This is a genomic window from Methylobacterium litchii (assembly GCF_038442315.1).
Taxonomy (GTDB): domain Bacteria; phylum Pseudomonadota; class Alphaproteobacteria; order Rhizobiales; family Beijerinckiaceae; genus Methylobacterium; species Methylobacterium litchii.
In genome coordinates, this window is the sequence record NZ_JBBXMY010000011.1 from 168,621 (window position 1) to 194,296 (window position 25,676).

Below are 25,676 nucleotides of genomic sequence, written 5' to 3' on the forward strand. Positions count from 1 at the left end.
GTCTGGCAGACGGGGCCGCCGCCGGGTAAGGGAGAGCCATGCGCCGCCTGCTCGTCGAGGACCCCGTTACCCGTGCCGGCCCCCTGGCCCGGCACCTCGCGGTCTTCTCGCTCCTCGCGACGGGAATCGCGCTTCTCGTCGTGCGCGATCCGCGCGCCGACGTGTCCGCCGCCCTCGTCGCCCTGGCGGCGGGGCTGTCCGTGGCGGTCCTTGCGATCCTGGCTGCGGCCTTCGCCTTCGTCCGCGTCTGGCGGGAGGGCGCGCGGGGGCTCGGCGCGGCCCTGGGCGGGCTGTTCCTCGCCCTGCTCGTGCTGGCCTACCCGGCCTATGCGGGCCTGCGCGGGGCGCGGCTGCCCGCCCTGTCCGACATCTCCACCGACCCGGATTCGCCGCCGGCCTTCTCGCGCTCCCGCGTCGCCTTCGCCGCGCGGGACGGGCGCATCCCGCCCGAGCCGCCGCGTGCCGCGCGGGAGATCCAGCGCAAGGCCTATCCGCAGATCGCGCCGCTCACCCTCGACATCGACGCCGACCAAGCGTTCGAACTCGCCCGGCAGGCGGCTCTGAAGCGGAAGTGGCAGATCGTGGAGGCGATCCGCCCCGGCGGACGGATGGGGCAGGGGCGCATCGACGCCATCGCCCGCGGGCTCGTGCTCAACCTGCCCGACGACGTGACCGTGCGGGTGCGCCCCCGCGCCGACGGGGCGCGGATCGACGTGCGCTCGGCCTCCCGGCTCGGAAGCCGCGACTTCGGCGGCAATGCCGACCGCATCCGCGCCTATCTCGACGACGTGTCCAACCTCGCGCTCGCCACGAAATAGCGGCTGTGCAGGAGGGGCGGGCCCTTGCAGTCCACGAGCCTGCGTGACACCAGATCCTCCAAATGGGCGAAGACCGAGAGCGCCGCCGCCCCGCGCAGGCGCGGATCGAGCCCCTGGTAGACCGCCGCCACGATGGCGGCGACGTGCTCGTCCCCGGCCGCGAGGCGGGCGCGGATGCCGGCCTCACGCTGGCGGCGATGCCCGGCGAGGCCGCGCACGAAGCGGGCGGGCTCGCGCACCGGCCCGCCATGGCCGGGCCAGTAGACGGCCTCGCCGCGTCCGCGCAGCTTGTCGAGGGACTCCATGTAGGCGCGCATCTGGCCGTCTGGCGGCGCGACCACGGTGGTGGACCACGCCATGACGTGATCGCCCGAGAACAGCGCATCCGCCTCCGGGAAGGCGAAGGCGAGGTGGTTCATCGTGTGGCCGGGAGTCTCGATCGCCGTCAGCGTCCAGCCCGGCCCGGTGACGGACTCACCCTCGCGCAGTTCCCGGTCGGGGCGGTGTTCGCGGTCGGCGCTGGCGTCGAGGGCCGGGATCTCGCCCTCGCCCAGGGGCCGCGCCGCGCGGTGCGGGCCGCAGCCCAGGATCGGCGCCCCCGTCGCGGCCTTGAGCCGCCGCGCGCCGGGTGAATGATCCTTGTGCGTATGCGTGACGAGGATCGCCTCGACGGTCTCGCCCGACAGGTCGGCCAGCAGCCCGTCGAGATGGGCGGCCTCGTCGGGGCCGGGGTCGATCACCGCCACCCGGCCGTGTCCGACGACGTAGGTGCAGGTGCCCGTGGCCGTGAACGGCCCGCGATTGCCCGCGACCCGCCGCCGGATCAGCGGCGCGACCGCATCGAGGCGGCCCGGCTCCGGCATGGCCGGATTCAGGGCGGGGGTGGTGTCGTCGCTCTCTGCCATGGCCCGCATCTAGCGCATTTCGCGTGGAGGCGGGACCGGCCTATCAGCGGCGGTAGGGCGAGGGCGTGACGACCCGGAGCGCCGGGGCTGCGGGCAGGGCGATGTCCCCCGCGCCGGCCACCTGCACGATGGGCGTGCGCTCGGCGGCGCGGAGTTGCTGGCGGAAGCTGCGGGCGGCGGCCTCGCGGCGGATCGTGCCGACCCGTGCCTCGATGGCCCGCATCTCGCCCCGGCCGATGGCGGCCCGGCGGTAGTCGCGCAGATCGACCCGGCCGGCGCGGACGCGGGTGACGACCTGCGCGCTCGTGCCCGTGGCGACGATGTCGCCGGGGCGCAGGGTCGTGTCGGCTTCGAGGGCGGCGTGGACCGCCTTGCCGAGGGGCTGGCACGAGCAATCCGTCACCCGCCGCTGGCGGTAGACGTTGGCAAGCGCCGAGGCGCGGTAGGGCATCCCGTTCGGGCCGACGGCGTGCTCCAACTCCGCATCGCCGGCGGCGAGGGTGAAGACCTCCGTCGCCGCGTTTGGGCAGGCGGCGGCGCAGGCGCTCCGGTGCAGGGGCAGGTCGGCCCTGTCGTGCAGGGCGCCCAGGGGGAACAGGTAGCCGTCGCAGCGGCGCACGCAGACCGTGGTGTCGCCGCTCCGGCCGGGCGACAGGGCCGCGACCTCGGTCCGCTTCACGGCGCGGCGGCGCTCTGCGGTCGCGTAGCGGAAGGATTCCGGGCGGGGCGTGTGCACGACGCGCCTCGGGATGCGGTCGAGCCTGGGGCGGGGCAGGGCGTTGTAGCGGGTCGGCTGGGGCGGAGGGCGCAGTTCGGCCTGTCGCGAGGCGCCGCCCCCGAACAGCATCTCGAAGAAGCCTGCGATCCCGTCCCGCTCCGAGGCCTGGACGAGGGTGCTACCCACGGAGACAGAGCCGAGGCCGAGGATCAGCCCGGCCAGGGCCGTGCCGAGCATCCGGCGACGGCTCCCGCCCGACGCGATGCCGGCGGCGAGCGCCGCGACGAGGCGACGTCCCCCCAAAAGCTGCAACACGTTCATCCCCCGGAGCGCACGCGATCCCGCGACACGCGACTTAGGCGCGCAGGGCGCGGCCGGGCAACACCGGTAAACAACGGATGAAGAGCATTCCTCGCGGGATGTCCCAAAATCCGACGCTCGTACGCAGGGCGATGACTGATTTCGGTGGCGAGAAATTCGCGAAGACAGTCTTCGTGTCGCGAGGTCGGGGCTCAGTTACGGACCCGACGCCGGTCGCGCACGCGGACAGGAATCGGCTGGAGCACGGGCGGCGGCCCGAGGCCACGCACGATGCTGTCCACGAGGTCGGCCATCGCCTTGCCGAGCCCGGACAGACGGGTCTTCACCGCGCCCAATCCAGAGGCCCGTGCCTTGCGTGCAGTCGTGAACCCGAAATCCGGCATCGCTCACCTCGCGAAGGCGCCCCTGACCCTCTCACGAACGCCGTCCGGTGCCGACTGTTCCTCAGCGGGTTATGCACGAAACGTTGCGACACAATGGCTCCGAGAACGGGAACCGTAGCTGAAACTTGGCGTTTTGAAGGCGATGACAGCACGGACGTTCGGACGTGCCGCAGCTTTAGAAGGATCTTCGAGATGCTTGGTTGGGCCGTCACTTTCCTCGTTGTCGCCCTCGTGGCCGCTCTGCTCGGGTTCGGCGGTATTGCCGGCACCGCGATGGAAGCTGCGAAGCTGGTGTTCTTCGTCGCGATCGTTCTCTTCGCGATCTCGGCCGTCGTCGGCCTGATGCGCGGCCGTTCGCCGACACTGTAACGACGGGTCGCCACGGCGATCATACGGAAAGGGCCGCTCCATCGGAGCGGCCCATTTCGTTTTGGGACGGACAAACGACAATAAAGATCAGCCCGGTTCGCGGTCGTTGGCATCGAGGCGGGCGATCAGGTCGGCGAACCGATCCGGTACGGGCTGGCTCGCCACGGAATCGTACATCGAGCGCAACTGGAGCGCGATGCGGTCGCGGATCTGCGGCGAGAGCGTCGCCGCCCTGCGTGATTCCCGCTCGCCGCCCTGGTCCTGGGGGTCGTCATTCTCCGGTCTCTCGGTCAACATGTCACCTTCAACCGTCTCGCCATTGGCCCGGGCAACGGACATCCCGCTTCGGAGATCCTCTCCCGATCTCTCCACCGTCATCCAAGCGCCCCTTGTTGCATGCTCTCACAAGGCCACATTGTGCTGCGGCTCGAGTTGCGTCATGGCTTCGGCGGCAACGTCCGCTCCGCAGTTCGGTTCCGCTTTGTGCGGAACGGAGCCGCGGTCGCCGCGTTGGGCGGGAGGCCAAGGATCCAAATAGCCACGGTCCGGGCACCTTTCCGACCCAGTGCGGTGGGACGGGGGCTGCGATCAAAGGCGAGGCACAGGTAGAACGAATGTCGACATCGCAACTCGTGGTGCAGCATCTGCCGTACCTGCGCCGCTACGCGCGTGCGCTGACAGGCAGCCAAGTGGCGGGTGATGCCTATGTGGCGGCGACCCTGGAGACCTTGGTCAACGAGCCGGATACGCTCGGGCGCAGCACCAACATCAAGGCGGACCTGTTCCGCGTCTTCACCCGGATCTGGAACTCGCTCTCGGTGAACGGCCGCAGCGAGCAGGTGCAGCACGATCTCCCGGCGGAAGTCCGCCTCGGCCAGATCACGCCGCTCCCCCGGCAGGCCTTCCTGCTCTCGTGCCTCGAAGGCTTCTCGGAAGAGGACGCTGCGACGATCCTGGGCGTGGACGTCGCCGAGGTCCGCGACCTGGTGGACGAGGCCGGGCGCGAACTCGCCGCCGACATGGCGACCGGCATCCTCATCATTGAGGACGAGCCGCTCATCGCGATGGATCTCGAGGCGCTGGTCGAGGGCCTGGGTCATAACGTGATCGGCGTCGCCCGCACCCGCACCGAGGCGGTGAAGATCGCCAACAGCGAGAACCGTCCGGGCCTCATCCTGGCGGACATTCAGCTGGCGGACGGCTCGTCGGGCCTCGACGCGGTGAACGACTTGCTGAAGACCTTCGAGGTGCCGGTGATCTTCATCACCGCCTATCCCGAGCGGTTCCTCACCGGGGAGCGTCCCGAGCCGGCCTTCCTCATCGCCAAGCCGTTCCAGCCGGCCAACGTGTCGGCGGTGATCAGCCAGGCGCTGTTCTTCCAGCAGACCGCCCGGCGCCGCGAGGCCAAGTCGGCCTGAACCACCCGAACCTCAACCGTTCGGCAAGAGCCCCGGTCCCGGCCGGGGCTTTTTCGTGTCCGGACATAAAGAAACGGGCCGGAGCACGCTCCAGCCCGTCAAAGAGGTTCCGGCCGATGCACAAGGGGAATGCGGGGAGGACCAAGTGGCCGGGTGAGGACAAAACGGCGCCACGGCACCCCGGTTCCGCGCTTTTTAATTCGCGACGTGTTTTTTGCGTCACACGGCGGGGCTGTGGATACCGGGGGTGCGGCTCCGCACGCCGTCCCCGGCGCAGTGCGAATACTGACACGTTAAAGAAGCATGACAGTGGAGGAACCGCATAACGCAGTCGGCGTTATCAGAACATCCTGTCAAGCTCCTCGTGAGGTCACGGTGATGCGGCGGTCTGGTGTCATTCTCGGGATCGGTGCCCCGGCGGCTCTGCTCACCGTGCTCGCGCAGCCGGTCGTCCGCGAGACGGCCGACCGTTTCTCCCCGTCCATGCCGGTGGCAACCCCGGCCTCGCCGATGGTCCTGCCGGGGATGCGTCCCGCCTCCCTCGCCCTGAGCCCCACCCGCGTCGCGGGGATCGACAAGGGCATTCGCGGCCCCGTGGCGAGCGAGATGCAGATCCCCACCGGCCCGATGCCCGCCAAGCCTTTCCGCCGCTTCCAGCGCGAAGGCTGTGAGGCGCCGCTCAGCTCCCTCGTCGGCCCCGAGGCCCGGCGGATGGTGCCCGGCCGGTGCATCTCCTGACGTCATCCTCCTCCGACAAAAAACAGCCCCGCTTCGAGCGGGGCTTTTTTATTGCCTGGACGATGACCGCACATATGAAAACGGCGCCGGTCCAGGGGACGCGGCGCCGTACGCAACTTACGCTTCACACATCACTCGCCGCGACCGGTCCCCGTGGACTGGCCACCCTTGCGGCCGGCGGTCGAGGCCAGCTCGCGGTCCTGCGAGAACGAGCGCTTCTCGGCCGGCACGGAGCGGCCGCCCTTGCTCGCGATTTCGCGCTGACGCTCGATATCCATGGAGGCAAAGCCTCGCTTCGAGGTCGAGTTTCCGGATGCCATCAGTTCCTCCTCAGGCTTCACTGCACTCGGCAACAACCTTCAGCAATAACCAAGGTTCCTGCTAGGCCTGCGAGCTAGGCCGGAAACCGCACCTGAGCTTGGCAGCAACCGCCGCGCTCGCGAAAACGTTGGCGACTACATCGCGGCCCACGTGCATTGGCCGTTTTGTTGCAGCGCAGGATTTCAGCGGATGACCAATCGCAACATGGTGAACGCGGGTGCCAAGTCGGTCGCCCCGAACGAGGCGCCCCTCCCGGCCATGCCGGCGCCCGAGGATGCGGCCCGTCCGACCACCCACGAGGATCCGATCGACTCACCCCAGCCGAACGCCAGCGCCAAGCGCGACGCGCCCGACGGCCAGAAGCAGGGTCTCGTCACCAAGCGCTGAGGGGGATCAGGCGGCTTCCTGCCGCCGGCGAACGCGGATGAGCACGAGGATCAGGCCGGCGATGGCCAGGATCGTCGCCACCCCGGCCACCGTCAGGATGCGCGCGATCAGCGGCGTATAGACGCCCTTCGCCGCGTCGTAGCCATAGCAGAGCAGGGCGAGGCGGTCGGAAAGGGTGCCGACCTGTCCCTCGCCCGCTTCGGTGAGGGCGAGGCGCAGATCCTTCCCGTCGAGGGCGAGGGGCGAGAGGACGCGGGCGAGACGCCCGTCCCCCGTCAGGAGCAGCGCGGCGGCGGGATGCGCGAAGCTGTCGCTGGCCTCGTCGTAGGCGTAGCGGTAGCCGAGGTCTCCGGTGAGCCGGGTGATGCCGGCCGCATCCGCGACGAGGGTCACGGGCTGCCCCGGCCGGTCGCCCCAAATCGCGGCGATCCTCTCCCTTGCCGTGGCCGCGTCGTCCTTCGGGTCGATGCCCACAAGAACGAGGCGCCTGTCCTTCGGATCGAGGCCGGTCTTGGCGAGGGCGTCCCCCGACAGGCCGATCATCGGATCGCAGACATTGCCGCAGGTGTAGTCCACCGGCAGGAGCAAGGCCGGGCGACCGCCGAGCACGGCGCCGAGCCGCGTCGTCTCACCGGTCAAAACGTCGGTCACGGGGAGGTCGAGAGGCGCTCGCGCGCCGGGCGCGGGGGCCAGCGCCACCCGGTCGAGCTCGGCGCGGGCGAGGCGCGCCTCGGCGAACCCGCCGGGGGCCATGGCGAACAGGGCTGCCAGAGCCAGCAAACGCACGGGACTGGACAAAGACCGGACAAGCCGCATGGATGAACGGGCCGGGCGAGGAGACGTCGTCCGATCGTCTTCCCGGTCGCGGAGCATCGCATGACCCTCGACACCGAGGTAACGTCCCTCCGCCAAGTCCCGCTGTTCCGGGAGGTGGAGCCGGCGCGTCTCAAGCTCCTCGCCTTCACCAGCGAGCGGGTGCATTTCGAGCCCAGCCAGCGCTTCTTCGCGCGGGGCGACGTGTCGGACGCCGCCTACGTCATCCTGGAGGGCAGCGCGGAGGTCAGCATCGACGGCCCGGCGGGGCCGGTACGCCTCGCGCTGCTGGGTGCCGACGCGCTGGTCGGCGAAATGGGCATCCTGGCGGACCAGCCACGCTCCGCGACGATCACGGCCGAGACCGCCGTCACGGCCCTGCGCATCGACCGGGGGGTGTTCCTCGAATTGCTGGCCCAGTTCCCCCAAATCAGCATCGCGCTGATGCGCGTCCTGGCGACACGCCTCGAACAGACGAACCAAGCGCTCGCGGAAAGCCGGGGCTGATCCGTCCGCCCCGCGCCTCATGATGTCGGATAGGTGATGAATTCGAGGAGCGATCCGTCGGGATCGCGGAAATAGACGCTCTGCCCGGCCCCCGCTGCGCCGTGGCGCTCCACGGGGCCGAGTTCCACCGGCACGCCCGCCGCCTCGAGATGGGCCATGGCTTCCTCGATGCTCCCGGACCAGCGGAAGCACAGGTCGCTGTTGCCGGGCAGGACCGGCTGCGCCGCCACCGGCTCCGGCGTCACCCCCGGCCCGTGGCAATTCAGCTGCACGCCGCCGAACCGGTAGGCGAAGCCGGGGCCCCGCGCGATCACCTCGGCGCCGACCACGTCCCGGTAGAAGGCGTTCGAGCGCTCCCAATCGCTCACATGGATGACGCAATGGTCGAGATGGATCGCCGGACGGAGATCCACGACCGGGGCCTCGACGGTCTCGCTCGGTTGCGTCTGCGTCTCGGGCATGGGGGGCTCCTACCGGCCCGGATGATCTAGGGCGCCGGATGCGGCGCAAAAGCTACATCGGCGCGGACGTGATCGGGCTAGGCAGACAAATCACGATTGCAAAGGCACCTCATGGCCGCGCCACGCCCGAACAACCGCCACCGCATCAGGACGGTTTGTCTCGCGTTGACGGCCGTCCTGTCGCTCGGCGCCTGCCAGACCCGCCAGTCGCAACTGGCCCAGGACGACGAATCGGCGTGGTACATCGGTGCGAAGGCCGACAAGCCGTTCGACATTCCCCTGGTCGACACCGGTCGCCTCGATCCGAAGTACCGGCGCCAGACCATCGCCTATACCGGCCTGGAGGCCCCCGGCACGATCGTCGTGGACATCGACCAGCGGCAGCTCTTCCTCGTGCAGGAGGGCGGCACGGCGCTCCGCTACGGCGTCGGCGTGGGCAAGGCGGGCTTCTCGTGGAAGGGTGAGGCGCGGGTCGGCCGCAAGGGCGTCTGGCCGGATTGGAGCCCGACCCCGACCATGGTCTCCCTGCATCCCGACCTGCCGCGCACCCGCAAGGGCGGGGTCGACAACCCCCTCGGGGCGCGGGCGCTGTATCTCTACCAGGGCAACCGCGACATCCTGTTCCGCATCCACGGCACCAACGAGCCATGGAGCATCGGAGAGCAGATGTCCTCCGGCTGCGTGCGCATGCTCAACGAGGATGTGGCCGACCTGTATGAGCACGTGCCTGTCGGCGCCCGCGTGATCGTCAAGCGCGGCGGTCGTCCGCGCGCCTGACCGCGTCAGCTCGACGGCGTGGCGTCGGCCGCCTTTCGGACGGGGCCGCGCACCGCATCGGCCTGCGAGCCGTCGCTGCCCAGCACCGTCGCCGCCGTCAGACCCCCGCGCCGCCCATCGTCCGCGTTCGGCGGGCCGATGACATGCGCGGCGGCGACCATGAGGGCGAGCGCCGCGGCAAAACCGTAAGCGAGGGTGCTGAAGGTGCGCATGTGACGTCAACCGGGAGGCCCCGCGCCCGTTCCACGGCTCGGGCAAGCTTGGCCGTCTTAAGTCAACGTTTTACCAAATCCGCCACAAACCTCCGGCAGGGATCGTCGCCTCGCGTGACATCCTGACAGGACATTGTGGATCTGGACCCTCTGATGCGGAGATTCGTTCTCGCTCTCGCCCTCCTCGGCTGCACCCCCTGCCTCGCCGAGCCCCTGACCGGCCCCGCCACCGTGGTGGACGGCGATACGCTCGATCTGCACGGCACCCGCGTCCATCTCTACGGCATCGACGCCCCCGAGGCGGGGCAAGTCTGCGAGAATGCCGCTGGCCGCTCCTACCCCTGCGGGCACGAGGCCACACGGCTCCTGCGCAAGCGCATCGGGGAGGGGCCCGTCACCTGCGAGCCGCACAAGCCCGATGCCAAGGGTCGCCTCACGGCGACCTGCAAGGCCGGCGGTGACGACCTCTCGGCCTGGCTCGTGAGCCAGGGCTACGCGCTGGCGAGCCGCGCGGTCACTCCCGCCTATGTCCGGTACGAGGCCCATGCCTGGGCGACCCGGAAGGGGATCTGGGCCGGCACCTTCGAGCCTCCGGCCGATTGGCGCCACGACCACCGCCGCCGGGAAGCCACCGCCGATCCCGCGATGCGCTGAAGGTCCTACGGGAGCCAGCCCAAGACCACGGCGAGGCCGAGGAGGACGACGCCGGCGCCCATGAGGAGGAGCGCCGCCCGCCGCGCCTCGTCCGACCGCCGGGGGGCGCGCTCGTTCACCGGAGCAGTCCGGCCAGCATCGCGGTGAGTCCGAAGCAGAACGAGACGAGAGCGGCCGCGAGCAGGGCCCGGTCGATCATCCTGTTGCGGGTGCTGTCGAAATCGTCCTGAAGCATGGCCCGACCCTCCCGATCCGCGACAGTGGCGGGGGCATGTTTCCGGCCTATGTCGCCGCTGCGCTCACAGCGGCAGCGGCGGCGGAAGCGCCGCCCGAATGCGGCTCACGAAGGTCTGCACGGAGCGCGGCAGGCGCCGCCCGCGCATCGACTGGATCTGGATCCGCCGCGACAGGGGCATGTGCGAGCGAATCGGCAGGCTGACGATCTCGTTCAGCCGCAGGGGCGTCTGCACCGGCAGGGCGGACATCAGCGCGAGTCCCCGCGAGCGGCGCACGAAGGGCAGCAGCGCCGAGAGCACGTTCGCCGTCAGCACCGGCTCCACCACGATCCCCTCCGCTTGGCAGGCGGCGTCGAAGACGAGGCGCACGGTGGTGTCGCGCGTCGGCAGGGCGAGGGGATAGTTTGGCATGTCCGAAAGCGCGAGTTCCGGCGCCCCCGCGAGGGGATGGTCCGGGGCGGCCAGCGCGATCATCTCCACCGTGCCGTCATAGAGCACGTCCACCCCCTCGGCCGGGGACATCGCGAAGGTGATGGCGATGTCCGAATCACCCTGCGCCACGAGTTGCGTCGCCTGGGCCGGGGGCAGCATCGACACCTCGAAGCGGATGCCGGGATAATCCGCGTGGAACTCGGCGATGACGGTGGGGATGATGTCGAGGGCGAAGCCCTCCGAACATGAGACCCGGATCCGCCCCCGGGCGAGCCCTTCGATCTCGCGGATCTCCATCACGACCTGATCGGCCCGCACCAGCACTTGGTGAGCGTGGCGGGCCAGCAATTCCCCCGCCGGGCTGAGCGCCATGCCGCGCGGCAGCCGCTCGAACAGCACACAGTCGAGTTCCGCTTCGAGGTTGGCGATCTGGCGGCTGATCGCGGAGGCCGCGACGTTCAGTTGCGACGACGCGGCGGTGATGGAACCGGTGCGCGCGACCGTCAGGAAGTAGCGCAGGCTCGTGGTCTGCATCCGGCCTCCCTTGCCGATTCGGCATGGCATCCATCGCCAAATTCTACTTGTTGCGATGGTTCCTGCACAACATGCTGGCAAGGTGAAAAAACGGGCATGGGCAGACAGCCCATCCGAGTTGTGGAGCAGAACGGAATGCCGCCACGCACTCTCGCCGCCGCTTTGCTTACCAGCTTGCTCGCCGGTCCCGCGCTCGCAGGAAAAGCGAACGACACGTTAGTCTACGCGTCCGACTCAGAGCCCGAGAACGTCAGCCCTTACCATAACAGCGCACGGGAAGGTGTCATCCTCGCCCGCAACTGTTGGGATACGCTGGTCTACCGCAACACCAAGACCGGCGCCTACGAGCCGATGCTGGCGACCAGTTGGAAATGGGTCGACGATACGACCCTCGACTTGGTCATCCGCGAAGGCGTTACCTTCCACAACGGCGATGCCCTTGGCCCGGAAGACGTCGCCTTCACCTTCAACTACGTCCTGACCCCCGAGGCGCGCACCGTGACGCGCCAGAACGTCGACTGGATGAAGTCGACCGAGGTCACCGGCCCGCATTCGGTGCGGATTCACTTGAAACAGCCGTTCCCGGCGGCGCTGGAATACCTCGCCGGCCCGACGCCGATCTTCCCGGCGGCCTATTTCAAGAAGGTCGGGCTCGACGGTTTCGCCAAGGCCCCGGTCGGCAGCGGCCCCTACAAGATCGTGTCCGTGGACAGCGGTCGCGGCGTGAAGATGGAGCGCTTCGCGCAATACTGGGCCGGCAGCCCTCTCGGGACGCCGAAGATCAGCAAGCTGGAATTCCGGGTCATCCCCGACGGCGAGAGCCGGGTGGCCGAGTTGATGACCGGCGGCGTCGATTGGATCTGGCGGGTGCCGAGCGATCAGGCCGACCAGCTTCGGGCCGCGCCCAACATCACCATCCTCAACTCCGAGACGATGCGGGTCGGCTTCCTCCAGTTCGACACCCTCGGCCGGGCGAAGGAGAACTCCCCCCTCAAGGATGTCCGCGTCCGGCAGGCGATCTCCTACGCCATCGACCGGAAGGCGATGGTCGACAACCTCGTCCGCGGCTCGTCGCGGGTGATGAACGCTCTTTGCTTCATCGATCAGTTCGGCTGCGTCGATCAGGGCGTGATGCGCTATCCCTACGACCCGGCGAAGGCTAAGGCCCTGCTGAAGGAAGCCGGCTACCCGAACGGGTTCGAGATCGATCTCGGCGCCTACCGGGAGCGGGACTACGCCGAGGCGGTGATCGGCTATCTCGGCGCGGTCGGCATCAAGGCGCGGCTCAACTACCTGCGCTACGCGGCTTTCCGCGACACCCTGCGCTCCGGCAAGGTCTCCATCGGCTACCAGACCTGGGGCTCGTTCTCGGTGAACGACGTCTCGGCCTTCGCTGGCGTCTATTTCCGGGGCGGCGAGGAGGATCTGACCAAGGATCCCGTCGTGATCGCCGACCTTCAGGCCGGCGACAGCTCGACCGATCCGGAGAAGCGCAAGGAGGCCTACGCCAAGGCCCTCGGCCGGATCGCTTCGCAGGCCTACGCCCTGCCGATGTTCTCCTACTCTACCAACTACGCCTTCACCTCGGACCTGACCTTCACCGCCCAGCCCGACGAGGTGCCGCGCTTCTACGCGGCGTCGTGGAAGTAGCGGGGCGACCGCCATGCTCGCCTTTACGATCCGGCGCATCCTCGTCGCCTTCGCCGTCGCCTTCACCGTCGCGGTGGCGAGCTTCCTGCTCCTGCATCTCTCGGGCGACCTCGCCACCTCCATCGCCGGCCCCGACGCCTCGGGGCCGCAGATCGAGCAGATCCGCCGGGATTACGGCCTCGACCAGCCGCTGCTGACGCAGTTCCTGGCCTGGGGCTGGAAGGCCCTGCACCTCGATTTCGGCAACTCGTTCTACTTCCGCGAACGGGTGATCGACCTGCTCGCCGCGCGGCTGCCCATCACGCTCTATCTCGGCGTCATCGCGCTGGCCGTGGCGCTGCTGGTGGCGATTCCCCTTGGCGTGCTGGCGGCGGTTCGGCGCGACACCTGGATCGACCGGCTCGCCCTCTCTGTCTCGGTGCTGGGGCAGGCGATGCCGAGCTTCTGGTTCGGACTGACGCTGATCCTCGTCTTCGCCGTGAACCTGCGCTGGCTGCCGGTCTCGGGCAACGCGACCTGGAAGCACTTCGTGCTGCCGGCGGTGGCGCTCGGCTATTACGCGATGCCGGCGGTGATGCGGCTCACCCGCAACGGCATGCTGGAAGTCCTGTCCTCGGACTTCGTCCGCACCGCCCGCGCCAAGGGGCTTCCCCCGCGCAAGATCCTCATCCGGCACGCCCTGCGCAACGCGGTGATCCCGGTGATCGCCCTGGCGGCGGTGCAGTTCGGCTTCATGCTCGGCGGCTCCATCGTGATCGAGGCGGTGTTCTCCCTCCAGGGCCTCGGGCAGCTGGCCTGGGAATCCATCGCCCGCAACGACTTCCCCGTGGTCCAGGCCATCGTGCTGGTGCTGGCGATGATCTACATCGCCCTGACGCTGGCGGCCGACCTGCTGAACGCCTTCCTCGATCCGAGGCTTCGCCAGTGATGACCCTGCCCACCGACCGGGCGGCCCTCGCCGCCACCCTCCCGCCGGACACGGACAGCCCCGCCGCCGCCGTGATCCCCACCGCCGCGCGCTCCCCCGGCGCCATCGTCCTCGGCCGCTTCATGCGCCACGGCGGATGCCTGATCGGCGGCGGGCTCCTCGGGCTCATCGTGCTCGCAGCGCTGGCCGCGCCCCTCGTCGCCCCGCACGACCCCTACGCGCAGGACGTGTCCCGCCGCCTGATCCCGCCGATCTGGCAGGCCAAGGGCACGTGGGACCATATCCTCGGCACGGACAAGCTCGGGCGCGACTATCTCAGCCGCCTGCTCTACGGCGCCCAGATCTCCCTGCTCATCGGCGTGTCGGCGGCGCTGATCTCGGGGGCGATCGGCACCTTCCTCGGGGTCTGCGCCGGCTATTTCGGCGGCCGGGTCGATGCGGCGGTGAGCTACATCGTGACCACCCGCCTCGCCCTGCCGGTGGTGCTGGTGGCTCTGGCCATGGCTTCCCTGGTCGGCGGCTCGCTGAAGGTGGTGGTGCTGGTGCTGGGCTTCCTGCTCTGGGACCGGTTCGCCGTCGTCGCCCGCGCGGCGACGCAGCAGATCCGCAACCAGGATTTCATCAGCGCCGCCCGCGCCTCGGGCCTCACGAACGTGCGGATCGTCCTTCAGGAGATCCTGCCGAACATCGCCAACGCGCTCATCGTGGTGGCGACCCTGGAGATGGCCCACGCCATCCTCCTCGAAGCCGCCCTGTCCTTCCTCGGCCTCGGCGTGCAGCCGCCCTTGCCCTCGTGGGGTCTGATGATCGCGGAGGGCAAGCAGTACATGTTCTTCCAGCCCTGGGTGATCACCATCCCCGGTGTGGCCCTGCTGGTGCTCGTGCTCGCCATCAACCTGCTGGGCGACGGGCTGCGCGACGTCACCGCCCCCGAAGGCCGCAACTGACGGGTCCCTTCCCCCGACATTCCCACCCGAGAACACCGATGACGCGCGACGACGCCATTGCCCGAGCCACGGCCCATTTCGATGCGGGCGGCTTCCTCGCCCTCCTGCGCGAGGCGGTGTCCATCCCGACCGAGAGCCAGCGCCCGGACCATGCCGGCCAGCTCGATGCCTACCTCAAGGACTTCATCGCCCCGCTGATCGCGAAGCTGGGCTTCCGGGACACGTCGATCCTGCCTAACCCGAACGGCGCGAACGGGCCGTTCCTGATCGCCAGCCGCCACGAGGGCGACGACCTGCCGACCGTCCTCATCTACGGCCACGGCGACACGGTGCGCAGCTACCCCGAGCAATGGCGCGACGGGCTCGACCCCTGGCAAGTGACCGTCGAGGGCGACCGCTGGTACGGACGCGGCACGGCCGACAACAAGGGCCAGCACATCCTGAACCTCGTCGCCCTCGGGCAGGTGATGGAGGCGCGCGGCGGTCGGCTCGGCTTCAACACGAAGCTCATCATCGAGATGGGCGAGGAACTGGGCTCGCCGGGCCTTCGCCCGTTCTGCCGGGAGCAGGCACAGGCGCTGAAGGCCGACGTGCTGATCGCCTCGGACGGGCCGCGCCTCAACGCCGAGCGGCCGACGCTCTTCCTCGGCTCGCGCGGCGCCTACAATTTCGAACTGTCGGTGAACCTGCGCGAGGGCGGCCACCATTCGGGCAACTGGGGCGGGCTGCTGCGCAACCCCGGCACGGTGCTCGCCAGCGCCATCGCCTCCATGGTCGATGCGCGCGGCACGATCCTCGTGGAGGGCCTGCGCCCGCCGCCGATCCCGGAGGGCGTGCGCGCGGCGCTCGCCGACATCCGCGTCGGCGAGGATCCGAACGCGCCGAAGATCGACGAGGATTGGGGCGAGCCGGGCCTCAGCCCCGCCGAGCGGGTGTTCGGCTGGAACGCCCTCGAAGTCCTGGCCTTCCGCACGGGCGATCCCGACGGGCCGGTCAACGCCGTGCCGCCCCACGCCATGGCGGTGATGCAGCTGCGCTTCGTCGTCGGCACCGAGTGGAAGACGCTGATCGAGACCGTCCGCGCCCATCTCGACGCGAACGGCTTCCCGATGGTCGGTGTGCGCCCCGCCCGCGCGGCGGAGGTGTTCCAGGCGACGCGCCTTCCGGTGGAGGACCCCTGGGTCGGCTGGGCGCTCGGCTCCATCGAGGCCACCACCAGGAAGAATCCGGCGCTGCTGCCGAACCTCGGCGGCTCACTGCCGAACGACGCCTTCTCCGAAATCCTTGGCCTGCCCACCCTGTGGGTGCCCCATTCCTACCCCGCCTGCCAGCAGCACGCCCCGGACGAGCACCTGCTCGGCTCGGAATCGCGCGAGGCCATGGCCATCATGGCGGGCTTGTTCTGGGATCTTGGCGAGGATGGCCCCGCCATCCTGCGCCGCCGCGCCGGAGGAGCCTGAGCCATGTCCGAGCCCGCCAGCCCGGTCGTCCGCATCCGCGATCTCACCATCGCCCTGCCGAAGGGCGCCGACCGCCCACACGCGGTCGAGGGGCTGAACCTCGATCTGGAGGCGGGCAAGATCCTCTGCGTCGTGGGGGAATCGGGCTCGGGCAAGTCGATGAGCGCCTACGCGCTCACCGGCCTCCTGCCCCGGTCGCTCAAGCCCACCTCCGGGACCATCGCCTTCGAGGGGCGCGACCTCCTCGGCCTCGGCGAGGCGGACTGGCGCGACCTGCGCGGGCGCCGGGTGGCGATGATCTTCCAGGAGCCGATGACGGCACTGAACCCGGTGATGCGCATCGGCGACCAGATCGCCGAGATGTACGAGGCGCACAACCTGTTCACCCGGGCGGAGCGCCGGGAGAAGGTGGTGGCGCTCGCCACCGAGGTCGGCCTGCCGAACCCGGCCGAGATCGTCCGCGCCTATCCGCACCAGCTCTCCGGCGGCCAGCGCCAGCGGGCGATGATCGCCATGGCGCTCGCCCTCGAACCCTCGGTGCTGGTGGCGGACGAGCCGACCACCGCCCTCGACGTGACCACGCAGGCGCAGATCCTGAAGCTGATCCGCGAATTGCAGCGGCGGCGCGGGATGAGCGTGATGTTCATCACCCACGATTTCGGTGTGGTGGCCGACATCGCCGATCAGGTCGCCGTGCTCCAGCGGGGCAAGCTGGTCGAGTTCGGCCCGGCGGCCGAGGTGCTGCACAACCCGCAGGCGCCCTACACGAAGAAACTCCTGGCGGCGGTGCCGACCCTCAACCCGCCGAAGCGCGAGCCCCTCGACGGGGCGCCCGTCGCCCTCTCGGTCAGCGGGCTGAAGAAGACCTACTTCACCAAGGCCGGCTGGTTCGGGCCGCCCCGCGTGGTGAACGCGGCCAACGCGGTCACCTTCGACGTTCGGCGCGGGGAGACCCTGGGCCTCGTCGGCGAGTCGGGCTCCGGCAAGTCCACCACCGCGCGGCTCGCCATCCGCCTGATCGAACCGGATGGCGGCACGATCCGCGTCGGCGACCTCGATTATTCGGCCCTGAAGCCCGCGCAGCTGCGCGAGGAGCGCCGCCGGATCCAGATGATCTTTCAGGATCCCTTCGCCTCCCTCAACCCGCGCCGCACGGTCGGGCAGATCATCACCGCTGGGCCCATCGCCCACGGCGTGTCGCGCAAGCAGGCGCGGGCCAAGGCCGAGGAACTCCTCGCCCTCGTCGGCCTCGATCCCAAGGCCTACGACCGCTACCCGAACGCCTTCTCCGGCGGCCAGCGCCAGCGCGTCGGCATCGCCCGGGCGCTGGCCATGGAGCCCGATGTGCTCGTGGCCGACGAGGCGGTCTCGGCTTTGGACGTCTCGGTCCAGGCGCAGGTTCTCGATTTGCTGGAGGACCTGAAGAAGCGTCTCTCGCTCGCGATGCTGTTCATCACCCACGATCTGCGGGTGGCGGCCACGATCTGCGACCGGATCGCGGTGATGCATCGCGGGCAGGTGGTAGAGATGCGGCCCACCGCCGAACTCTTCGCCGCACCCGCGCACGAGTACACCCGCAATTTGTTGGCGGCGGTACCGGGGGCGCAGGCGGCGGAATAGCCTCCGTTACGGCTCGGAAACCTTTCCAAGCGAAGAGAGAGCGGCGGGCTGGTGTACCGGCCCGCCCAGTCGCGTTCCAGACTCAAGACCGTGCCGTCGCTCCAAGGCCCGCCACGGTTCGGGCTCTGGAAGCGGCCCGGTTGTCCTGGCAGTATGGGCACGCGACGCTTTCGGAGGACGGAGTGGTTCGCAGCCCATGACGCAGGACAGCCCCCGGCATCCTGACGACGGCGAGCCGGGACCGGTCCGGGATGAGGCGGCGCGGGTCGAGGCCCTGGCCGCCCTCGGGATCCTCGGCACCGCGCCGGAACCGCATTTCGAGGCGGTCTGCCGGGTGGCGAAGCGCGTCTTCGGCGTCGCCGGGGCCTTCGTCGCGCTGATGGGCGAAGAGCAGGTCTGGCTGAAGACCCCCTGTGAGCTGATCCCCACCACGGCCCCGAGGCGCCAGACCTTCTGCCATGTCACGGTCGAGCGCGGTGTGCCCATCGTGGCCCACGACACCTGGGAGCACCCCGATTTCCGCGACCTCGCGGGGGTGAAGGGCGAGCGCGGCATCCGCTTCTACGCCGGCATCCCCCTCTGCCTGGAGCCGGGGCTGCCGCTCGGCACCTTCTGTCTCGTGGACACCGCCCCGCGCGCGTTCACGGCGGACGAGGAGGCGACCCTGACCGACCTCGCCGAGGCGGTGATCGCGCATCTCCGGCTCGCCTTGTCCGACGCCGAGCGCCAGAAGGCCGCCGCGACGGTCGAGGCGCGGGAGGCCGTCATCTTCAAGCAGAACGGCGAGATCGAACTGCGCGCCCGTGCGCAGGAGAGCGCCGACGCCCAGCTGATGATGGCCGAATGGCTCGCCTCCATCGGCACCTGGGAAGTCACCCTCGCGGACGGGCGGGTGACGTGGTCCCCCGGCCTCTACCGGATCGCCGGCCTCGACCCGGGCCAGCCGCCGCCCATGATGCGGCAACTCGCCGATTTCTATCACCCCGATGACCGGGCGCGCGTCCAGGCGGCGGTGGCGGAGGCCATCGCGGCGGGGGGCTCCTTCGCCTACGAGGCGCGGATCCTGCGCCCCGACGCCACGATCCGCGACGTGGTGGTGCGCGGCGTCGCCCAGGCCGACGCAGGCGGCGCGGTGACGAGCCTCGTCGGCGTGCTCATCGACGTCACGGAAATGCGCCAGGTTCAGGACGCCGTGCGCCGCAGCGACGTGCGCTACCGGGGCCTCGCCGAGAGCCTGCCGCTCCTTGTCTGGACCATGCGGGTCAGCGACGGCGAGGCGACCTATCTCAACGCGCAGTTCCGCGCCTATTACGGCCCCATCGGCGCGGGCCGGGCCGAACGCCTCGCCCGCAACCACCCCGACGATGTCGCCGCCATGGAGACGGCGTGGAATCGGGCGCTGGACAGCGGCGTCGGCTATTCCGGCCAGTGGCGGATTCGCCGCCACGACGGCGTGTACCGCTGGCACCAGATCTCGATCTCGCCGATCCTGCTCGGCGCCAAGGGCGACATCCTCGAATGGCTGGGCACGGCCCTCGACGTCGATGACATCGTCACCGCCCGTATCGCCGTGGAGGATGCGCGCCAGCTCCTCGGCCTCGCCTTGGAGGCGGCGGGCGCGGGCACCTGGGACTGGGACATGCAGTCCGGCGTGGTCTCCCTGGCGCCGGAAAGCGCGCGGATGCATGGGCTTGATTGCCCGAACGGCGAGCCGCGCCTGTTGAGCGCCGCCGCATGGACCGGCCTCCTCAACCCGGACGACGCGGCCGATGCCTGGAACGAGGTCCGGCGGGCCATCGATTCCCGCAGCACCTACGCGGCGCAGTTCCGGGTGGGGGATCGCTGGATCTACGGGCGCGGGCGCACGGTGTTCGGCTCCGACGAGCGGCCGATGCGCATGGTTGGGCTGCACCTCGACATCACCGATTCCAAGGCGACCGAGGCGGCGCTCCGGGCGGCGACCCACGATGCCGAGGTCGCCCGCGCCGAGGCCGAGCGGGCGAGCGCGGCCAAGAGCAACTTCCTCGCGGCCATGAGCCACGAGATCCGCACGCCGCTCAACAGCATCATCGGCTATGCCGACCTGCTGCTCGAAGGCGACACGATCCACGGCGAGGACCGGCGCCGCCTCGCCCTCATCCAGAATTCGGGCGCGGCGCTGCTGACCGTCGTCAACGACGTCCTCGACTTCTCGAAGGTCAATGCCGGCGAACTGACCCTCGAATCCCTGTCCTTCCCCCTCGTCTCGATCATCGAGGCGGCGATCTCCATTGTGCGCGGGGCGGCGCTCAAGAGCGGCCTGACGATCGCGGTCGAACTCGCTCCTGCTTTGCCGCGCTTCGTGGTCGGCGATTCGAGCCGGCTGCAGCAGGTGCTGCTGAACCTCCTGAACAACGCGGTGAAGTTCACCCCCGAGGGCTCCGTCACCCTGAGCGTCTATCGCCAGGGCGAGGCCCTGCGCTTCGCCGTCACCGACACGGGCATCGGCATCGCGCCGGAGGACCAGTCCCGCTTGTTCCGCCGCTTCAGCCAGGTCGATGGCTCGATCAGCCGCCGCTTCGGCGGCACGGGGCTCGGCCTCGCCATCTCGCACCAGCTCGTGGAGTTGATGGGCGGACGGATGGGCGTCGAGAGCCGCGAGGGCGAGGGCTCGACCTTCTGGTTCACCCTGGTCCTGCCGCGCGGGGACGAGCCGGTCCACGGCCCCGCCCCGACGCAACGACTGCCTGCCACGTCAACCGAGGCGAGGCGCCATCTGCGGCTGCTCCTGGCCGAGGATGTCGCGATCAACCGCGAACTCGCCTGCGCGGTGCTGGAAGCCCAGGGCTACGAGGTCGCGGTGGCGGTCGATGGGGCCGAGGCGGTGGCGGCCGTCGAAGCGGCCTTCGCGGGCGGGCGCGGCTTCGACCTCGTGCTGATGGATGTGCAGATGCCCGGCGTCGATGGGCTCGCCGCCACGCGCCGCATCCGCAGCCTCGCGGCGCCCGCCTGCGACGTGCCCATCGTGGCGATGACGGCCAACGTCCTGCCCGAGCAGGTCGAGGAACTGCTCAAGGCCGGCATGGACGACCATGTCGGCAAGCCGTTCAAGCGCCAGGACCTCTGCGCCATCATCGAGCGCTGGACGATGCCGGACGCGCGCAAGCGCCTCGCCAAGCCGGAGCCCGACCTGCCCCGTCTCGATCCGCAGACGCTGGACGCGGACGTGCTCGACGCCATGCGCCTGCGCTTCGGGCCTGAGCGCGTCGACGGCCTTCTCGACATGCTGGCGGGGGAATTGTCGCAGCGCTTCCGCGTGCCGGCGAACGACCGGCAGGAGATCGCCCACGACGCCCATGCGATGGTCTCGGCGGCGGGGATGCTGGGTTTCGCCGGCCTCTCGGACCTGTGCCGCGAATTGGAGGCCGCCGCCCATGCGGGCAGCGACCTGTCTCAATTGATCCGGCGGCTGGAGGTGCAGCGGGCCAAGACGCTGCGGGTCATCCGCACCCTGCGCGTCGCCTGAGGGTCAGGCGGCGGGCGTCTCGTCTTCGTCCTCAAGGGGATCGGCGGTCCAGGCCGTGGCGAAGGCCGCGAGCTGGCGCGAATCGGCCAGGGCCGCGACGCTCAGGCTGCGGGGGGCCGGCGCGGCCCCCGGATAGGGGCTGAGCAGCACGTCCACCTGCACGAGGCGGCCGCCCGGCGCGTTCGCATCGATCCAGGCTTGCGCCTCCGGGGTGAGGCGGTCGGGCGCGGCGAGCGCCCGCGCGTCGCCGCGCAGGACGAGCACATAGGGGCCGAGCGACGGATCGGCCTTCTTGACCGCTTCGATGACGTCGATCACGCGAAGTCGTTGAGTTGCACCTGGGCCTGGGCCTCGGTGAAGTTCGGAATGTCGGCGAAGATCTCGGCGCCGTGCGCCTCGGCGGCCTTGGCGAAGGCGTCCGCCGATTCGAACGTCAGCAGCGCCATTACCTGGAACGGGGCCGGGCCGCCATCGGGCGTGCCCTTGCCCGTCACCACCGTGGCCTCGTGCAGACCGAGGCTCGACCAGCGCTCGCGCACCAGCGGCATGTGGGTGTTCAGGTAATAGCCCATGTCGAACTTCGGTCCGGCCGGGTACATCACGCTCACGAGGATCACGGCGTTCTCCCTTGTGGTCTGCCTAGTGCAGCTTCACGCGCGAGACCGTGCGCCGGGTCAGGGCGCGGGCCATCGCGTCGATCGTCGTCTTCACGCTGCCGTGCAGGGCGCGCTCGTGCATCTTGTAGAGCGAGCGGTACATCATCCGGGCGAACAGGCCGACGATCAGCATGTTCCGGCCCCGGATGAAGCCCATCAGGCTCCCGACCGTCGAGTAATGGCCGAGGGAGACCAGCGAACCGAAATCCCGGTACTTGAACGCGGTCAGCGGCTTGCCGGCGATCCTGGCCTCGATCTGCCCGATCAGGTGCGTCGCCTGCTGGTGCGCCGCCTGGGCGCGGGGCGGGATCGGCCGGTCGGAGCCCGCCTCAACGAGGTAGGCGCAATCGCCCATCGCGAAGATGTCCGGGTCGCGGGTGGTCTGGAGGGTCGGCGTGACGACCAACTGGTTGGTGCGGGTGGTCTCCAGCCCGCCGATCCCCTGGAGGAAGGGCGGAGCCTTCACGCCTGCCGCCCAGACGACGAGTTCCGATGGCAGGAAGGTGCCGTCCGCCAGCGCGACGCCATCGGCGCGAACCTCGGTCACGCGCGCCTTGAGGCGCACGTCGACGCCGATCTTGCGTAGCATCTGCATCACCTCGGCCGAGAGCCGTTCCGGCACGGCCGGGAGCACCCGGTCGGCGGCCTCCACGAGGGTGATGCGGATGTCCTTGTCGGGATCGATCTTGTCGAGGCCCGTGGCCACCACGTCGCGCAGGGTGCGGTGCAGCTCGGCCGCGAGTTCGGTCCCCGTCGCGCCCGCGCCGATCACCGTCACGTGCAACTGGCCGGGGCGCACCGGCCCGTCCTGGGTGTGGGCCCGCAGGCTGGCATTCACGAGGCGCTGATGGAAGCGCACCGCCTGGTCCTGCGTGTCGAGGGCGATGGCGTGCTCGGCCACGCCGGGGGTGCCGAAATCGTTGGTGGTCGAGCCCACCGCGATCACCAGCGTGTCGTAGCCGACGGTGCGCTCGGGCGTGACCTGCCGTCCCTCGGCGTCGAAGCTCGGAGCCAGGGTGATCTGCCGCGCAGCCCGGTCGAGGCCGATCATCTGGCCGATCCGGTAGCGGAAATGATGCTGGTGCGCGTGGTGGAGGTAATCCACCGCGTGATGGCCGACATCGAGGCTGCCGGCGGCGACCTCGTGCAGCAGCGGCTTCCAGATATGGGTACGCGCCCGGTCGACCAGAGAGATCTCGGCCTTCCGCCGCTTCCCGAGCCGGTCTCCGAGCTTGGTCACCAGTTGCAGGCCGGCGGCGCCGCCGCCCACCACGACGACTCGATGAGGAGTTGTCTCGCTTCCCGCTGGGACCATGGATGCCTCAAGACTCTCGGCGCTCTGATCTTCGCGCCGATGAAGAAACTGCATAGACCGACGCGTCAGTGCTTTGCCAGTTAATCCCGCGCGACGTCTTTCATGAAGTCGCCGCGCCGTGGTGTCGCGTCAGCCCTGCGGCGCGCCCGGCTGGCGCAGGGGATGGGATTCGGCGAAGGCCGGCAGGGCGAGGCAGGTCTCGGCGATCCGCTTCACCGTGGGGTAGGGCGCCGTATCGACCCCGAAGATGCCCGTGCCGACCCACAGGCTCACGAGGCAGAGGTCGGCGTGGCTCACCGCGTCGCCCTGGCAGAAGCGCCCGGTGCCCGGCTCCGAGGTCAGGCGCGTCTCCAGCGTCTTCAGCCCGGTCTCGAAGGTGTGGCGCACGAAGGTCATCATGCGCTCCTTCGGCAGTCCGTATTCCTCCATGAGGAAATTCCGCACGCGCGGCACGTAGAGCGGGTGGGTGTCGCAGGCGACGAGTTGCGCCAGGGAGCGGGCCCGCGCCCGTTCGCGGGGATCGGCCGGCAGCAGGCGCTCGCCGCCCTTCGCCTCTTCGAGATAGTCGAGGATCGCCAGGGATTGCGTGAGGGGAGGGCCCTCGCCGTCGAACAGGGCCGGCACGGCGCCCTGCGGGTTGATGGCGCGGAACTCCGGCTTGTGCTGATCGCCGGCATCGAGGTCGATGAACGTCTCCTCGTAGGCCAGCCCCTTGAGCTTCAGGGCGATTCGCACCCGGAAAGCGGCGGCGGACCGCCAGTTGCCGTACATGTGCATTGAAGCCGCTCCACCGGGTCGGGACCAAAAAAAGGGCGGGCGCCGCGATCGGCACCCGCCCCTTGTTTCGCGCGGGGAAGTCTCCCCGTCAAAGGTCCTAGAAGCCGCCGAACTTATAGTTGAAGCCGGCGCGGACGATGTTGCCCTCGGTCTTGAAGCGCGAGAGGTACGACGGGGCGCCGGTGGCGACTGCGTTCACCACGACGTTCTGGCTGCCCAGGTCGTAGTGGATGTACTCGGCCTTGATGGTGATGGCGTCGTATTTGATGCCGAGGTAGCGACCGATGGCGAAGGTGTTCAGGAAGCTGTCGGTCGGCAGGGCGAACTCGATGCCGCCGCCGTAGGCGTAGCCGGTCTTGAAGTCGTCGTAGCGGCCCGCGAACTGCAGGGCGCCGCCGGGGGTGTAGAAGTTCACGTCGTGGAAGACGTTGCCGTAGGCGAGACCGCCGGTGCCGTACACGAGGACGCGGTCGAAGGCGTAGCCGACGCGGCCGGTGAGGGTGCCGAGCCAGTCGAGGCTCTGACGGTACTGGCTCGGGTTCGGCAGGACGCCGCCGGCGAGCGGGGCGCCGAGGATGAAGCGGTTCTTGGTGATGTCCGTCCAGTCGATGCTGTTCGCGATACCGACGACGATGCCCGCGCCCGGCGTGAACTGGTAGTTGTAGCCAGCGGTGCCGCCGATGTTGGCGATGCCGTCCTGCGAGGTGGTGACGGAGGCCGGGCGGCGGCCGGCGGCGACGTTGTCGGCCGTGACGGCGTTCAGGCCGCTGGTGTTGATGCGCTGGTTGTCGGTGAAGGTGTAGGCCGACTCGAGACCGGCGTAGAAGCCCGTCCAGGTGAAGACCGGAACCGGCGTGAAGACCGGCGGCGGGGCGGCGCGGCGCGGCAGGTCGGCGGCCGAGGCGGCGGTCGCCAGCAGGGCCGTCGCGGCGGTGGACAGGAGGACTTTCTTCATCATGGTGGCGAGACCCGGTGTTTGTCTAATTCGTGTCTGTGGCCAAGTTAATCGCGCACCCCCGCGGCGCCTATGCCCTTAAAGACACAGTAGTCGGTCAAAGCGGGGCCGTGGCGGGGGAGGGGTTCGGGAGCCGAATCCGCCTTGACAGCCCCCCGGGGATTCGGCGTGGCCCTTGATCCCGGCTTGCCGACCCTCTAAGCGGTCGGCGCTTTTCGCCCCCGTGAAGCGTCGGGGCGGCCGAGCTGGAACCGGGGCGCCCGCGTTGCCCCCTCCGCAGGAACGGGAATCATGGGCAAGGAAAAGTTCTCTCGTACGAAGCCCCACTGCAACATCGGCACGATCGGGCACGTGGACCACGGTAAGACGTCGCTGACGGCGGCGATCACGAAGGTTCTGGCGGAGTCCGGCGGCGCGACGTTCACGGCCTATGACCAGATCGACAAGGCCCCCGAGGAGAAGGCGCGCGGGATCACGATCTCGACCGCGCACGTCGAGTACGAGACCACGAACCGCCACTACGCGCACGTCGACTGCCCCGGCCACGCCGACTACGTGAAGAACATGATCACGGGCGCGGCGCAGATGGACGGCGCGATCCTGGTGGTGTCGGCGGCCGACGGCCCGATGCCGCAGACCCGCGAGCACATCCTGCTCGCCCGTCAGGTCGGCGTGCCGGCGCTGGTGGTGTTCCTGAACAAGGTCGACCTCGTGGACGACGAGGAGCTCCTGGAGCTCGTCGAGATGGAGGTGCGCGAGCTTCTGTCGAAGTACGACTTCCCCGGCGACGACATCCCGATCACCAAGGGCTCGGCCAAGGTGGCGCTGGACAACGGCGACAAGGCGATCGGCCACGACG

The 25,676-nt window shown here is 69.7% G+C and carries 29 protein-coding genes; 15 read left to right on the top strand and 14 right to left on the bottom strand.

Translation table 11 applies throughout. The annotated features are described in order from the left end of the window. Nucleotides 1-38: 38 nt before the first annotated feature. Entirely contained in the window at nucleotides 39-818 is a 780-nt protein-coding gene (locus AAHF99_RS19450) for a DUF1499 domain-containing protein (protein ID WP_342166119.1), read from the top strand. Here the strand turns inward: AAHF99_RS19450 and AAHF99_RS19455 are convergent. From AAHF99_RS19455 to AAHF99_RS19465, 3 genes are all read right to left on the bottom strand, one after another. Then, entirely contained in the window at nucleotides 776-1,723 is a 948-nt protein-coding gene (locus AAHF99_RS19455; RefSeq protein WP_342166120.1) for an MBL fold metallo-hydrolase, read from the bottom strand. The two genes, AAHF99_RS19450 and AAHF99_RS19455, sit on opposite strands and share 43 nt — an antisense overlap. Nucleotides 1,724-1,766: 43 nt before the next feature. Further along, complete coding sequence (locus tag AAHF99_RS19460) at nucleotides 1,767-2,753, bottom strand: DUF2865 domain-containing protein (protein ID WP_342166121.1); 987 nt, start codon at nucleotides 2,751-2,753, stop codon at nucleotides 1,767-1,769. A 200-nt stretch (nucleotides 2,754-2,953) separates the two neighbouring features. After that, complete coding sequence (locus AAHF99_RS19465) at nucleotides 2,954-3,088, bottom strand: hypothetical protein (RefSeq protein ID WP_342166122.1); 135 nt, start codon at nucleotides 3,086-3,088, stop codon at nucleotides 2,954-2,956. Nucleotides 3,089-3,337: 249 nt separating this feature from the next. On the opposite strand from AAHF99_RS19465, the gene AAHF99_RS19470 reads away from it, so the two are divergent. After that, the gene (locus tag AAHF99_RS19470) at nucleotides 3,338-3,514 is read left to right on the top strand and encodes a DUF1328 domain-containing protein (protein ID WP_007568853.1); all 177 of its coding nucleotides are present in this window, start codon (nucleotides 3,338-3,340) and stop codon (nucleotides 3,512-3,514) included. A gap of 87 nt (nucleotides 3,515-3,601) precedes the next feature. On the opposite strand, the gene AAHF99_RS19475 is transcribed toward AAHF99_RS19470, so the two are convergent. Further along, nucleotides 3,602-3,811, bottom strand: a complete 210-nt coding sequence (locus AAHF99_RS19475; protein WP_342166123.1) for a NepR family anti-sigma factor — start codon at nucleotides 3,809-3,811, stop codon at nucleotides 3,602-3,604. Between the two features lie 317 nt (nucleotides 3,812-4,128). On the opposite strand from AAHF99_RS19475, the gene AAHF99_RS19480 reads away from it, so the two are divergent. Beyond that, on the top strand, nucleotides 4,129-4,932 hold the full coding sequence (locus tag AAHF99_RS19480) for a response regulator (protein ID WP_243953757.1): 804 nt from the start codon (nucleotides 4,129-4,131) through the stop codon (nucleotides 4,930-4,932). 378 nt (nucleotides 4,933-5,310) lie between these two features. Next, nucleotides 5,311-5,670 carry a hypothetical protein gene (locus AAHF99_RS19485; protein WP_342166124.1) on the top strand — a complete coding sequence of 120 codons (360 nt, stop codon included), beginning with the start codon at nucleotides 5,311-5,313 and terminating at the stop codon, nucleotides 5,668-5,670. A gap of 131 nt (nucleotides 5,671-5,801) precedes the next feature. On the opposite strand, the gene AAHF99_RS19490 is transcribed toward AAHF99_RS19485, so the two are convergent. After that, entirely contained in the window at nucleotides 5,802-5,990 is a 189-nt protein-coding gene (locus AAHF99_RS19490) for a con-10 family general stress protein (protein ID WP_243953759.1), read from the bottom strand. A gap of 190 nt (nucleotides 5,991-6,180) precedes the next feature. Between AAHF99_RS19490 and AAHF99_RS19495 the strand changes: the two genes are divergently transcribed. Further along, a complete protein-coding gene (locus tag AAHF99_RS19495) occupies nucleotides 6,181-6,378 on the top strand; it encodes a hypothetical protein (RefSeq protein ID WP_342166125.1) in 198 nt (65 codons plus the stop codon). A 6-nt stretch (nucleotides 6,379-6,384) separates the two neighbouring features. Here the strand turns inward: AAHF99_RS19495 and AAHF99_RS19500 are convergent, their stop codons facing one another. After that, on the bottom strand, nucleotides 6,385-7,164 hold the full coding sequence (locus AAHF99_RS19500; RefSeq protein WP_342166126.1) for a thioredoxin domain-containing protein: 780 nt from the start codon (nucleotides 7,162-7,164) through the stop codon (nucleotides 6,385-6,387). 90 nt (nucleotides 7,165-7,254) lie between these two features. Here AAHF99_RS19500 and AAHF99_RS19505 point away from each other — a divergent pair, with 90 nt between their 5' ends. Further along, nucleotides 7,255-7,698, top strand: a complete 444-nt coding sequence (locus AAHF99_RS19505) for a cyclic nucleotide-binding domain-containing protein (RefSeq protein ID WP_342166127.1) — start codon at nucleotides 7,255-7,257, stop codon at nucleotides 7,696-7,698. Between the two features lie 17 nt (nucleotides 7,699-7,715). Here AAHF99_RS19505 and AAHF99_RS19510 read toward each other — a convergent pair whose 3' ends face one another. After that, nucleotides 7,716-8,159, bottom strand: coding sequence for a VOC family protein (locus tag AAHF99_RS19510; RefSeq protein ID WP_342166128.1), 444 nt, complete (start codon nucleotides 8,157-8,159; stop codon nucleotides 7,716-7,718). Between the two features lie 111 nt (nucleotides 8,160-8,270). On the opposite strand from AAHF99_RS19510, the gene AAHF99_RS19515 reads away from it, so the two are divergent. Continuing rightward, nucleotides 8,271-8,936, top strand: a complete 666-nt coding sequence (locus AAHF99_RS19515; protein ID WP_342166129.1) for a L,D-transpeptidase — start codon at nucleotides 8,271-8,273, stop codon at nucleotides 8,934-8,936. 5 nt (nucleotides 8,937-8,941) lie between these two features. Here AAHF99_RS19515 and AAHF99_RS19520 read toward each other — a convergent pair whose 3' ends face one another. After that, nucleotides 8,942-9,148, bottom strand: coding sequence for a hypothetical protein (locus AAHF99_RS19520; RefSeq protein ID WP_342166130.1), 207 nt, complete (start codon nucleotides 9,146-9,148; stop codon nucleotides 8,942-8,944). A 153-nt stretch (nucleotides 9,149-9,301) separates the two neighbouring features. Between AAHF99_RS19520 and AAHF99_RS19525 the strand changes: the two genes are divergently transcribed. Next, nucleotides 9,302-9,802: a thermonuclease family protein gene (locus AAHF99_RS19525; protein WP_243953766.1), complete on the top strand. Its 501-nt coding sequence runs from the start codon at nucleotides 9,302-9,304 to the stop codon at nucleotides 9,800-9,802. Between the two features lie 299 nt (nucleotides 9,803-10,101). On the opposite strand, the gene AAHF99_RS19530 is transcribed toward AAHF99_RS19525, so the two are convergent. Next, a complete protein-coding gene (locus AAHF99_RS19530; RefSeq protein ID WP_342166131.1) occupies nucleotides 10,102-11,004 on the bottom strand; it encodes a LysR family transcriptional regulator in 903 nt (300 codons plus the stop codon). 135 nt (nucleotides 11,005-11,139) lie between these two features. On the opposite strand from AAHF99_RS19530, the gene AAHF99_RS19535 reads away from it, so the two are divergent. From AAHF99_RS19535 to AAHF99_RS19560, 6 genes are all read left to right on the top strand, one after another. Continuing rightward, nucleotides 11,140-12,654: an ABC transporter substrate-binding protein gene (locus AAHF99_RS19535; RefSeq protein WP_342166132.1), complete on the top strand. Its 1,515-nt coding sequence runs from the start codon at nucleotides 11,140-11,142 to the stop codon at nucleotides 12,652-12,654. A gap of 13 nt (nucleotides 12,655-12,667) precedes the next feature. After that, the gene (locus tag AAHF99_RS19540; protein WP_342166133.1) at nucleotides 12,668-13,582 is read left to right on the top strand and encodes an ABC transporter permease; all 915 of its coding nucleotides are present in this window, start codon (nucleotides 12,668-12,670) and stop codon (nucleotides 13,580-13,582) included. Further along, nucleotides 13,582-14,529: an ABC transporter permease gene (locus tag AAHF99_RS19545; RefSeq protein ID WP_342166134.1), complete on the top strand. Its 948-nt coding sequence runs from the start codon at nucleotides 13,582-13,584 to the stop codon at nucleotides 14,527-14,529. Before AAHF99_RS19540 ends, AAHF99_RS19545 begins: the two co-directional genes overlap by 1 nt. A gap of 38 nt (nucleotides 14,530-14,567) precedes the next feature. Continuing rightward, nucleotides 14,568-15,989: a M20 family metallopeptidase gene (locus AAHF99_RS19550; protein WP_342166135.1), complete on the top strand. Its 1,422-nt coding sequence runs from the start codon at nucleotides 14,568-14,570 to the stop codon at nucleotides 15,987-15,989. Nucleotides 15,990-15,992: 3 nt separating this feature from the next. Next, on the top strand, nucleotides 15,993-17,609 hold the full coding sequence (locus AAHF99_RS19555; protein WP_342166136.1) for an ABC transporter ATP-binding protein: 1,617 nt from the start codon (nucleotides 15,993-15,995) through the stop codon (nucleotides 17,607-17,609). Nucleotides 17,610-17,805: 196 nt separating this feature from the next. Further along, complete coding sequence (locus AAHF99_RS19560; protein ID WP_342166137.1) at nucleotides 17,806-21,114, top strand: PAS domain-containing protein; 3,309 nt, start codon at nucleotides 17,806-17,808, stop codon at nucleotides 21,112-21,114. A gap of 3 nt (nucleotides 21,115-21,117) precedes the next feature. On the opposite strand, the gene AAHF99_RS19565 is transcribed toward AAHF99_RS19560, so the two are convergent. From AAHF99_RS19565 to AAHF99_RS19585, 5 genes are all read right to left on the bottom strand, one after another. After that, nucleotides 21,118-21,432: a hypothetical protein gene (locus tag AAHF99_RS19565; protein ID WP_342166138.1), complete on the bottom strand. Its 315-nt coding sequence runs from the start codon at nucleotides 21,430-21,432 to the stop codon at nucleotides 21,118-21,120. Further along, nucleotides 21,429-21,731 (bottom strand): EthD family reductase, encoded by a 303-nt coding sequence (locus tag AAHF99_RS19570; protein WP_342166139.1) that lies wholly within the window; start codon nucleotides 21,729-21,731, stop codon nucleotides 21,429-21,431. The genes AAHF99_RS19565 and AAHF99_RS19570 overlap by 4 nt, the downstream gene beginning before the upstream one ends. 22 nt (nucleotides 21,732-21,753) lie before the next feature. After that, nucleotides 21,754-23,085 carry an NAD(P)/FAD-dependent oxidoreductase gene (locus AAHF99_RS19575; protein ID WP_342166140.1) on the bottom strand — a complete coding sequence of 444 codons (1,332 nt, stop codon included), beginning with the start codon at nucleotides 23,083-23,085 and terminating at the stop codon, nucleotides 21,754-21,756. A gap of 129 nt (nucleotides 23,086-23,214) precedes the next feature. Next, nucleotides 23,215-23,862 (bottom strand): maleylacetoacetate isomerase, encoded by a 648-nt coding sequence (gene maiA, locus AAHF99_RS19580; RefSeq protein WP_342166141.1) that lies wholly within the window; start codon nucleotides 23,860-23,862, stop codon nucleotides 23,215-23,217. Between the two features lie 97 nt (nucleotides 23,863-23,959). After that, a complete protein-coding gene (locus AAHF99_RS19585) occupies nucleotides 23,960-24,820 on the bottom strand; it encodes an outer membrane protein (RefSeq protein ID WP_342166142.1) in 861 nt (286 codons plus the stop codon). 288 nt (nucleotides 24,821-25,108) lie between these two features. Here AAHF99_RS19585 and AAHF99_RS19590 point away from each other — a divergent pair. Then, nucleotides 25,109-25,676 (top strand): GTP-binding protein (locus AAHF99_RS19590; protein WP_342166143.1); only part of this gene is annotated, 568 nt, incomplete at its 3' end.